This is a genomic window from Acetobacter zythi (assembly GCF_963921165.1).
Lineage (GTDB): Bacteria > Pseudomonadota > Alphaproteobacteria > Acetobacterales > Acetobacteraceae > Acetobacter.
In genome coordinates this window covers 20061-30724 of the sequence record NZ_CAWUEO010000006.1, presented here as the reverse complement: position 1 = coordinate 30724, position 10664 = coordinate 20061, and the positions used below count along the sequence as shown (strand labels likewise).

The following is a 10664-nucleotide window of genomic DNA, read 5'->3' as shown; positions in this document are numbered from 1 at the left end:
GAGTGAAAGCGCAGCGTAGTTAGTGCTTAAAACGTGGCATTATCACGATAACGTGATTCCTGCTGGATGACCCTTTGTTCAGTGGTAATTGCGCGATCGGACGACGAGGCGCTCACTGCCAGAGTCTATGCTGGCTGTGGTGTCTGCGGAGGATCGGTTCCCGACGTCCGCCAGTAACAGTCAGGAAATAGGGCGCGTATTCCATGCGCCCGATCAGGGCGAGTTCGTGGTACAGGCTTTTGCGAACCTCGTCCGGAATCTCCTCGGGATAGGTGCGTGCGGCCGCTTCCCATGTCAGGGTTTCCAGAGCCTGCTGGGGCGTCTGACCGGGCATCTTCTGCCGCTTTACGACCCATCACTGGTCTGATGCGCTGGCAGGTCTGCGGGAGGCACGACGTGTGCTGGCCCCATCAGGGATGGCTTTGTTCATTGATGTGACAGCTCCTCCTTCCGCCCTGCTGGATAGCTGGCTTCAGTCGATGGAACTGTTGCGCGACATCTCGCATATTCGGAATTATAGAGTAGCCGAATGGGCGACCTTGCTGGGACAGTCGGGGTTCGTTCTTCAGACCATCGGGACGCATCGTCTGCGTATGGATTTCAAAAGCTGGGTGGCGCGAACGAAAACTCCTCCGGAGCGGGTCGCGGCCATCCGTTCCCTGCAACAGGCCGCGCCAGACGATATCACGTGCTATTTCGGGATCGAAGCGGATGGCAGCTTCATGATAGACGTCAGCAGTTTTCAGGTGGCACCATTGTAATCGGGTTCACGATTGTCGTGGGGCATAGCGTGATGTGGCGTCAGCCTAATCAGGAGAAAGTATCATGGAGAAGAAAACACATTTTCCATCACCTACGCTGAAGGCGTCCGTGCCCTGGAATGCAGGAAAAATGGTTGGCGCCCAGCGGGCGCTCAAAGAAAAGTACGTCTGGGCTATTCGGTTCTGGCTTGGGAGCGAGCCGCGTATCAAAGACAAGGCTCTGTTTGATCTTGCGCTTGATAGCAAGCTCAGAGGCTGTAATCTTGTCAGCCTACGTATCGGTGACATCGTTGCCAGCGGTCAGGTGCGTCATCGAGCCCATGGTCGTCCAGCAGAAAACCCGGCGACCTGTACAGTTCGAAACTATAAAAACAACGCGCGAAAGCGTGCGGGCGCGGCTGGAACGTCGTGGCAGCTGCGTGAATGAGTATGTTTTCCCAAGCCGACTATGCACGGGACGGGAGACACGTCAGGGGAGGGGAATCTTCTCCCTTGAACGGGCCGGTAGCGGTGCCCCTGGGGCTTCAACGGCCTCTGCAGGGTTAAAGTCCTGCGCTCATTGGCATGAACAGGGATAGGGCAGATGACAGCAGTAGGGTCACAACAGAACGTAAAGAACGCGATTTAGACCTCAACGCGTGAAGACCAGAGTGCCGTAGCCGAGGATGTCGAAGCCACCACTGTTGGGACCATAATCGCCCCCACCTCCTTCCACGCCTTCCCTTTGGAGCATGGCGACGATCTCCGGTGCCGCGAGATGTTTTTCCTGCACATAATGGGCGTAGAGCAGCGCCCAGACGGGACGGGAGAGACCACGCGCCTTGTCCGAGATGACTGGCTGGAATGTATCGCTGTTACGGTAAGGCGTATAAGGCACGTCCTGTCCCAGATTATAGCGTGCGACATAGCGGGCTGCAGCCAGAAGCCGGTTGTCTTCCGCCGCGAAGAGATCGTCGCCCTGAGTCCATGCGATCTGGCAGATAACGCCAGCCAGTCCGATGCCAAGCAGTGTGTGCCCTTGGTCCCGACCGCTCTCCTGCCACTGGGCCAGGCCGCCGGGGTAGGTCTTCCATGCGGCATGGCTGATTGCGCCGTTGCCTTTCCCGTGCAGATAGTAGTCACGCCCGGTTTCGTAGAGGTCGCGCCGATCAGCGAATACGCCGATTGCCATGAGCGAGGCGATATTCGCCAGATCCCAGTTTGCCCAGTAATGATCTATCTTCGTGTTGTTATGCCGCACCAGAAAATCCTGGTTCATCGGCACGAAAATACGCAGCAACATATTGCTGAGTTTTTCTTGGTCCGTTTTCGACCATCCGGGGAAGCCGCGCAACGTCTCCGCTGCTACGGCGAGTTGATAACCATAGAGACCTGATGCCAGAAAGCGGTCGGAGGATCCGCCAATATGCTGAAGCATGTCTGCCCAGGCGTTCAGTATGCGGGCAGCCGCTGCGCCGCGCGACCCATCCCCGCTGACCCGCCAGTCCAGCGCCAGAGCATAGGCGGCAGCCGCGTCATTGAACAGGAGTGCATAGTTCTGCTTTTCGGGAGGAGGAATCTGGCCCCGGACGATATCTGTGACCGGGCGAGGTGTGTACCCGGGAGCGTCATGATGATTCGTTCGTAATTTCTGGAAGTCCAAGGCTTGGGGTTGTGTTCCGTCGTGAACTGTCTGTGCCATCCTATGGAAATCGGCTGTGGAATCGAGCGCGCCTGGATGGATAAAGTCCCTTGCGCAAGCTGTGCGGGACCACCCGGCATCGAGCAGGATAACTGCCATGCCCAAGGCAAGGGTGCACGCTGTTCTCATGATTGACTCCTGATGCCCACAGGGGAATGGCGGAAGGTTGTCGAGCATAGCCTCCGCGAGAGCAGCCAAGTGCTTCACGATGGCCTCGCTCTTCGAAAGACGCCCCTCTTTTGGGGCTTTCGCCGCTTTGTGATGAGTCCTGATGTTTGTGCCATCCAGAAAAGTCATTCCGAACGCCATTCCGTGTTGTTCCTGAACCCGTTCGGGCAGGCGTTCCCATACGTCGAGTTTTGCCCTGCGGATGAAAAGCTGTACCGCTCGCCACCACGGGGCCAGTTCAGCGGGGATGCTCTGCCATTTCGCGCCATTCTTATGGCGCCACAAAATCCCTGCTATTATATGGATTTACTTTTCTTCAGAAAATTTAATGTCCTGACTTTTAACCTCTGGTTGTACGGTTTTTTTCGCTTGGCAGGGAGCGGATGGTATCGTGCGTCGGTCGAGGTTTTCGTTCTCTTCCGCGTGAAGGGGGACATTGCTGACCATCTCGCGGGAATGGTCCATGCCAAAACGGTTCGTGACCTGTTGCATCCCCATGCCCGCCGCCTGGCCACCTATTCCATTCATGCCAGGTATGGCTGAGAGCGCCATAGGTGCCAGATGACCCAGCTCAGTTCCAACAGTGGTCAAGATATGACCGTGACTGTCCGGGTGTGTGGCAGGGAGCGCGCAAACCGTGTCGGCATCTTTCGGCTGTGAGTGAGAGCAGCCCATCATCAGGACACACCCGAACGTGCAGACGACAAGGTTGTGTCTGATATGGTGCATGCTTTGCAGTATCTTTCTTTATAATGCCTGCGTCCTCAACAAAGAGCACGTGCAGCATATACTCATCATTGACGGGTTAAAATCAGTCCATCAAGTCTTTAAAAGAGCGAAGCTGCGAACCTGATAAAACCCCGAAGATAATGAATTTCGCAATCACGATTCCTGATATCCAGAGAATCTCTTTTGTATAATGCCTTTTACATAACTTTGCAGGATAAAGTCTAGATTCTGTTCGATCTTGATCCAATCGGCGGCTGCGGCGAGGGGAAGGATAGCGAGGAATGAAGCGGCGTCTTGCCACGCGGGCGCACCGCTTCGATCAGCGGTTCCCAAACCACCCAGGCTTCGTCGCTGAAAATCTGCGCCGTATTGCTTTCCGTCATGCCCGAGATAGAGGGACAATCTTCAATACCTAACAGGGTCTAATAGTACGGTTCGCAAAGCAGACATATACCATTCCCCAGTATCACTTGATCTGCAGGCGGTAATGAACTTTACGAGTAGTCCTTTTCTGCCCCGGAAAGGATTTTTCCGGAGCAGGAAACAGCGTTCGCCTACGTTCAGGCAACGCGGATCAGCTTACGATTGATGAATTCCTCGATACCAAGAAAAGAGAGTTCACGTCCAAAGCCTGAATTCTTGATCCCGCCAAAAGGCAGTTCAGGGGCTGCGGCTGTATCAACGGATTTTCCGATACGGCACGACGCATCTTCGAGCGGTTCAAGTTCGGCGACCAGATCGAGAAACTTGATTCGAGTAGCGTTCTGGAGCGTGTTGTTGGCACACGCGGCCTGGTCGGTCATCGTTGATGCAGTCCATATTGGCTTCGTTTTCATGGGAAATGTCCCGCTGTGAAGGCTTGGTCATATCTGGGCGGTATCAACCCTCTCTCTTTCGCGGCAAGGCTGGCATAAGCATGTTCTGAGCGGTACAAAACCGTTATAAATCCATTCTTAAAAACCTGCTTCTCCCATGAAAACAGCTATGGTTTTGCGATAGATGCGTAAAATTGTGGATAAGGGACTGCTGTGGATACAGACAATGCCCGTGGTTCGCTGGGGCAGGTCTGAGGGAGCGGTTTCGGGGTGCAGGCTCACTCTGTAGGTCGCGTGGTCGGGTTGCAGATGAGCCTCCTGTGTTTTGTGCACCTGAACATGCCCCCCATAGGCCGATGCCAATTCGGGTGAGTCCAGTTCGGGGAGTGAGGCGGCTGAAATGGCCGTAACACGCGCCTGCACGGGTGCCAGAAAAGTTGAGGAGGGGTAAAACGTTGCGTCCGCTCCAATTGTAAACCGGTCCATATCCTGCTCACCAATATAGGCTTCGATAACAGCGCCATTTTGGCTCAGTAACGTACCGATTTTTTCATGATGATGCAGGGTATCTCCCACATGCAGGTCGGGTGGGACATCGACCAGAGTACCAGTAAAAGGAGCTGGTATTTGCAAAAAGGATATGGCTGTTTGCACACGGGCCTGCTCTGCTGCCTGCCGGGCGATCTGGTCTATGGTGTCATTGAGCGCCATGTTCTGTGTGGGGTCAAAAACACGCCCTGATAGACTGGCATTGAGGGATACAAGCCGGGCAGATGCAACGGCGGCGTCATGTTCGAGTTCAGGCGAGCGTAATGCCAGAATGATCTGCCCTTTGGCAAAATGCATGCCCTCATGCGGTACAAATGTGGCGGTGCCTGCATCGTTCGTGTAAATTTCTGCCTGTTCGGTTGCGCGGAACAAGGCTGGGGCATGCAATCTGCCAGCCCATGGTATGGCCATAAGTAGCCCGGACAGCACTACGGCTATGGCCGTTGTGCGGGCACGCCAATTGCTGTGGTTGGAATACATTTGCCTAAACCACTCTTTTCCTTCGCTGAGAATGGGACGGGCGAGAAAAACCCACAGCTCAATGCCCATGAGCATAAGCCCCAATGCGCGAAACACGGCGTGATAGACAACCAGTGCAATACCCGTGAAGAGGAAAAAACGGTAGGTCCAGCTTGCAAAACTATAGGCAAGGAGCATACGGCCCCGTGCGGGGGAGAAGGGTTCGGGCGGGGCGCTGTTGTTGCCAAACAGGAATCGTCTGGTTTTCCAGCGTGTCCAGGCAAAAGCACGTTCCTGTAAATTGGGAATTCCGAGCATATCGGAAAGAATATAATAGCCATCAAACCGCATGAGCGGACTAAGGTTGACCGAAAGGGTCAATATCCATGTGGAACTGCAGAGTGTAAAAACACCATCGCGCAAGGAGCCATCGGGCAGAATACTCCATAGTATGGATGCGCAGGCTGCCAGTGTAATTTCTGCCACCATGCCAGCGCAGTCTATGATCAGCCTTTCACGCGTACGGCGGAGGCGCCAGGCATCTGTTGTATCTGTCCAAAGTACGGGCCAGAGTACAAGAAATGCGACCCCCATTGCAGGAACCCGGCATCCGTAAAATCGGGCGGCAATTCCGTGGCCGAATTCATGAATAATTTTGCTCAATGCCAGCGCGCAGGCGACTCCTAGTGCGCCTTCGGGGGTAAGGAGCCGGGCAAATTCCTGGCTGAATGTTGCCCATTGCTGTCCAATCAGCAATGCGGAGCACAGAACAAGTGCTGCCAGAAATAGGCAAAAGCGACGTGTAAATATCCAAGATAGAAAGGGCACGCAACGGCCCAGAAAACGGTCGGGGTTACAGAGGCGTATGCGAAAAAACAGATAGTGGTGCAACACCCACTTGAGCGCTCCTGAAGGTTTGGCCCGTGCGGCCAGATGTGCGCTGTCGGATGCCTGGCTTGCTGTGGTCAACTCTGCACGGCGCGCAAAAGCAAGCATGGACAAAACATCCTGCGCAGTTGGGCGTAGTGGGGTGCTCGCGGTAATATCGGCCGCAATGGCGGAGGCATCGGCCAGTTGCCAGCGCTGGAGAACTTCCATTTCCATCCAGCCCAGGCGGATATAGCGGTGCCGTGCCGGGTCATAGAGGGTCCATGTGGGAACACCGGCAAAAACTGGCCCCCGCAGCAACTCCAGATCATCGCGCAGGGCAGGCCATGGCTGAGGGGGTGTGGCTTGGGGGTTCAGAACGACATCCATTGCCGCAGAACCCCCAGTGGTTTGCGTAGCGCCCATACGATCAGCATATGGCGTGGTCCGTAAATGCGTGCTGTGCCGTTAAGGCCCATGCGCATGTCCCGCGCCATGTCGGCGCGCAATGTGTAGGCTAGTGTGCCCGTAGGCGTAAGGCTGGAACTGTAGGAGGCAAATATCAGGTGCCCATCCACAGGTTGGTCAGGGTGTACGTTATCAAAAAACCGCACTGCGGAACCTGTTTCAAAATGGCCGATTTCCGTTACGGGTAGGTGGATTTCAATCCGGTGGGACAGGGCCGGCGCCACCATGAGAATACGCTCCCCGGCTTCTACCGGCCGCCCAACCCATTCCGATGGGTCATTATATAACGCAAGCCCTGTTATAAGTGCTGGAATGGATGTTTTTTGTAACTGTTCGGCCTGATAACGCATTTGGGCAATCTGCTCGTCAATGCGCCCGCGTAGCTGTGCGGCCTGTGCACGTGCTTTGGGGTCGGAAATTCCGGCCTGTGCGGCCTCATCATATTCTGTGCGGGCGACCTGCCATGCTTTGCTGGCAACCTGATATTGGCTTTGCAGTTCGCCACGCTCAAGCTCTACAATGCTTGCTCCTGCCGTAATTGTGCCGTTGGGCGGGACGTTAATCTGGCGTACAATTCCGGCAAAAGGGGCGCGCACATAAACGGGATTGACCGGCACCACCTCGGCCGGGGCAAGAACCCATGAGTGAATGGGAAAAAGCGCTAGAGCGAGCAGTAGCGCACCAGCGCCCAGCATCCACTTCCGTCTGGTATGGTGCGGAGAGATGGATACGCGGGGTAAGGCTGCCAGAACCCGCGCCTGCGTGTAGCTGTCGCAGATAATGCCCAGAAGGCGCACTTCGGCAGTTGTCCAGACATCATCGCGCGCAACAAGAACTTGGCCTATGTTGCCCTGCCGACAGGTCAGGGGGAGTAGCACGGCGGATGCTGCCAGCCATTGTGGCCATTGCTGGGCCAGAGGTTCGGGCAGATCGGTGGGGGAGAGTGCGCGCGGGGTGTCCTGTGTAGGCCCCATATGTTTGAAAACGGCGTTAAGCCAGTGCACATAGGGCGCAGAGGATTCAAAAACAGCGACACCTGAAACACCTTTTACGCAGCCCGGTGTTGTGTCGTAGATAGCCATCTGGCTGTAACGCAGTAGTGCGGATGTTTCGTTGAGCAGGACAAAATCCAGCTCATCCGCAGGGCAGGAGCCAAGCCTTGCGCATAGTTCCAGAACACCAGACAGGCGGAGCAGGTCAGCTTGGCGGACATCTTGCGCCATGTTGGCATGACCGGGAGGGGGAGGCGTGTTCACCCTCCTAGTTTTTCAGAATGGCGCTGCCAGTCATGCCGGGCAAAAGGTCTGGGGCGGGCTGCACAAGTTGCGCGTAAATTTTTACAGTTTTGCTAACAGGGTCCACTTTGCCCGAAACGCGGGTGACCTTGACATCGTACGTATGGTCCGTCTCATGAATCCAGACCTGAAACGTAGCACCGGGCTGGAGGTGCCGTAATGTTATGGAGGAGACGAGCATTGATAATTCAAGCGCTGAATCATCCAAAATCTCAAGCATGGGTGTGCCGGGGGAAAGATACTGATAGTTATGCACCATCAGGTTGGACACACGTCCGTTAAACGGCGCTTCTATTGTGCATTGCGCCACAACAGCCAGAGCCATTTTAAGGTCTGCATTGGCAGCCTGCAGGTCGGCTGCGGCCGAATGCAGGTCCGAGACACTCCATTGGCCAAGTGCCTTCATGCGTGTTTGTACGTCCAGCAACCCACGGTGTTTGACATATTCCGCTCTGGCGTGGGCAAGAGTGGCTTCCTGCTGGGAACACTGAAAGCGCGCCAGCACATCCCCTGTCTGAAACCTGTCGCCATCTTGGAAAGGGAATTCTACCAACTGTCCCGCCATACCCGCACTGATCTGGGTGTTTGTGGGGGCTGTTATCTGCACAGCAGGGCGGTCTTCCACCGCATTGGGAGAAGATGGCGCAAAGGCTGGTTGGAGGGGGGGAGCCGGTATTGGGGGGGCACTCAGCTCGGCTGGCGGGGAGGTATTCATACCCTGTGCGGGAGCCGTAGACGGCACAAAGGGTGATACAACCTGAGCGGGCAGGGCTGGAGCGGAGGATGTGTCCGGCCCGGTTTCTGTTGCCTGCGCCGAGGACAGGAAAAAGCCTGAGACGGCCGAAACAGCAAGCAAGTGGGTGAAAAAATTTATAGCCACCAGAGTTCCAAACACTAAGCTAAAGCAAGCCGTTTTTCAAAAATGCCCTCATGGGGCTAACGGTTTGGCATGCAGGGTTTAAGACCATCAAAGCAGGGAGCGCGCCAGCACGCCCGCCTGATTTGACCGTGAGGGAGTTTTTAGCCCGGCATAGGTGGGGTGGACGTTTGGTCCATTGCCAAGGGCTGCTCCGCCGGGGCGTTTGTGGCGGGTGTTTTTGGGTCTGCCCCTGCGGTACCTTCCGCCAGATGGATATCGGGCAGCTTACCCGCCTGCCATCCGGCTATGGAGTGTTCCACCTGAGCGGTCAGATGATCAAGATCCTGAATGTCTGCCGTAGCAGGCACAAGGTCGACCCCGATCGAAGCATAGATATTGGCGAGTGCCTGATGTGTTTGCGCCAGAGCACGGCTGTAGGAAAGCTGGCCTAGCAACGCGGCCATCTGGTGGCGCACCCGGTCGCCTTCGGACTGTGCGCCTGCACTTGCAGCCACATCGGCCAGACGTTCCATATCCAGACTGACTGTGTTGATCTCACGCGCGGTTTGTAGGCCATCGAGTGCAGTACGGTATTTCTGTACGCTCAGGTTGATCTGAGTCAGAACTGCAATGCTCAGAGCCATACGGCGTATTTCCGAAATCTGCACACTGCTTTTGGCAACCGCAATCGCCTGCGGTCCCTGAATAAGATTAATCAGGTTAATGGTGCCGCGCACACCAATCTGCCCCCAGATGTTATGGTAAAGCAGGGCGTTGGAATCAAAGTTCCCGTTACCGATTGCACCAATGCCGGGCATCATTTTCAGGATTTCTTTGTACACATCCTGCCGGGCAATTTTTTGCTGGTAAACTTCCATGCGCAGTTCTGGCCGCATGATCAGGCCTACGCGTTCAAGCTTTGCTGTATCCAGGCTGGCAATGGGCTGCACGGTTTGTGGCAGGGTTGTCAGGTGCAGGGGCATGTCCTGCGGTACATCTATAAAAGAGGCAAGCTGTATGCGCGCACTGACCAGTTCATCACGAATGCGGCGCAGATCGCCCAGAATCTGGATAATGTTCTGCTGGTAATCAAGGAGTTGCAAAGGGGATTGCAGATGGTCGGTTGCAGCATTATGCGAGGCGGCCAGCATGGTTTCCGCCGATTTGATAATCGGTTCCAGACGCGGCAGCATGACCTGCCCGGCTGCGGCCTCCCAGTAGGTGGTGGTAACAGATTTGACCAGATCATTAATGGCGCGCCTGCGCCGCTCTACGGCGACAAGGGCGCGGTAAGCCTGCTGGCGCGCGGAAAAATAGCTGATCCCCGCATCCATGACATTCCATGAAAAACTGATATCACCCGCGCCATGCGCGCGTTGTTCGGAATAGGAGTAATCCAACGAACGCTGGTTGCTGAACCAGTCAATACTTTCCGCCGCGTTGTTGTTGCTGCGCTGTGTATAGCCTGCATCGGCTGCCAGATGAGGCAGCATTTGCATAAGCGATAGATCGACCTGTTTTTCCTGCTGCGTGATTTCAAGTTTGGCGAGCTGTGAATCATAATTGTATTTGAGTGCCCGTGCGATTGCGGTGCCAAGGGTCAGGTCGCCTTTAAGCGGCACATAATGAGCTTCCACCGCAGCGCGGTCGGCATCTGCGCGGGCAATATGGTCACTCAGTGTCAGGGGTTTGGGGCGGACACCACAGGCTGAGGTGAAAAAAAGAAGTGCGACCGCCATGGAGGACAGAATTGTGCAGGATCGTGTGTGCGGGGGGCTATATCTAGTCATTTTTCAAATAAACCGCTCTGTATGAAACGACATAAAATTTGTTGTGATAAGCCGCCCGGTGCGGCGCATGTGCAGCGAAGATAAAAGCAGAAGCCGCACTATTGCCTTATTGATCACTATTGCGTCAATGTCATAATTAAACTAATCTTAATTTTCTAGGTTAAACCAAACAATTGTTTCTGATCAAAACCATGATTTTGCAGTATAAATTCATACATAAAAT

Annotated in this window: 6 protein-coding genes and 4 pseudogenes; 2 read left to right on the top strand and 8 right to left on the bottom strand. The window is 55.1% G+C overall.

Translation table 11 applies throughout. The features are described from left to right. Positions 1-175: 175 nt before the first annotated feature. A pseudogene (locus AABE20_RS05080) lies at positions 176-334 on the bottom strand (hypothetical protein); the annotation flags it as partial. On the opposite strand from AABE20_RS05080, the pseudogene AABE20_RS05075 reads away from it, so the two are divergent. After that, a pseudogene (locus tag AABE20_RS05075) lies at positions 333-761 on the top strand (class I SAM-dependent methyltransferase); the annotation flags it as partial. The pseudogenes AABE20_RS05080 and AABE20_RS05075 sit on opposite strands and share 2 nt — an antisense overlap. Positions 762-825: 64 nt before the next feature. Continuing rightward, on the top strand, positions 826-1188 hold the full coding sequence (locus AABE20_RS05070) for a site-specific integrase (protein WP_338332112.1): 363 nt from the start codon (positions 826-828) through the stop codon (positions 1186-1188). 204 nt (positions 1189-1392) lie between these two features. Here AABE20_RS05070 and AABE20_RS05065 read toward each other — a convergent pair whose 3' ends face one another. The 7 genes and pseudogenes from AABE20_RS05065 to AABE20_RS05035 all read right to left on the bottom strand — a co-directional run bounded on the left by AABE20_RS05065 (position 1393) and on the right by AABE20_RS05035 (position 10441). Then, a complete protein-coding gene (locus AABE20_RS05065) occupies positions 1393-2541 on the bottom strand; it encodes an alginate lyase family protein (RefSeq protein WP_338332115.1) in 1149 nt (382 codons plus the stop codon). Between the two features lie 55 nt (positions 2542-2596). Beyond that, a pseudogene (locus tag AABE20_RS05060) lies at positions 2597-2907 on the bottom strand (transposase family protein); the annotation flags it as partial. 992 nt (positions 2908-3899) lie between these two features. Then, positions 3900-4016, bottom strand: a pseudogene (locus tag AABE20_RS05055) (aldehyde dehydrogenase family protein); the annotation flags it as partial. A gap of 276 nt (positions 4017-4292) precedes the next feature. Beyond that, positions 4293-6419 (bottom strand): hypothetical protein, encoded by a 2127-nt coding sequence (locus AABE20_RS05050; RefSeq protein ID WP_338332111.1) that lies wholly within the window; start codon positions 6417-6419, stop codon positions 4293-4295. Continuing rightward, entirely contained in the window at positions 6404-7753 is a 1350-nt protein-coding gene (locus AABE20_RS05045) for an efflux RND transporter periplasmic adaptor subunit (protein ID WP_338332110.1), read from the bottom strand. The genes AABE20_RS05050 and AABE20_RS05045 overlap by 16 nt, the downstream gene beginning before the upstream one ends. A 4-nt stretch (positions 7754-7757) precedes the next feature. Continuing rightward, on the bottom strand, positions 7758-8672 hold the full coding sequence (locus tag AABE20_RS05040) for an efflux RND transporter periplasmic adaptor subunit (RefSeq protein ID WP_338332109.1): 915 nt from the start codon (positions 8670-8672) through the stop codon (positions 7758-7760). A gap of 140 nt (positions 8673-8812) precedes the next feature. Further along, complete coding sequence (locus tag AABE20_RS05035; RefSeq protein WP_338332108.1) at positions 8813-10441, bottom strand: TolC family protein; 1629 nt, start codon at positions 10439-10441, stop codon at positions 8813-8815. Between the last annotated feature and the right edge of the window lie 223 nt (positions 10442-10664).

Coding starts and splice junctions, on each gene's coding strand:
- AABE20_RS05050 (WP_338332111.1), bottom strand. CDS start 6,419: ATGGATGTCGTTCTGAACCCCCAAGCCACACCCCCTCAGCCATGGCCT.
- AABE20_RS05035 (WP_338332108.1), bottom strand. CDS start 10,441: ATGACTAGATATAGCCCCCCGCACACACGATCCTGCACAATTCTGTCC.
- AABE20_RS05070 (WP_338332112.1), top strand. CDS start 826: ATGGAGAAGAAAACACATTTTCCATCACCTACGCTGAAGGCGTCCGTG.
- AABE20_RS05065 (WP_338332115.1), bottom strand. CDS start 2,541: ATGGCAGTTATCCTGCTCGATGCCGGGTGGTCCCGCACAGCTTGCGCA.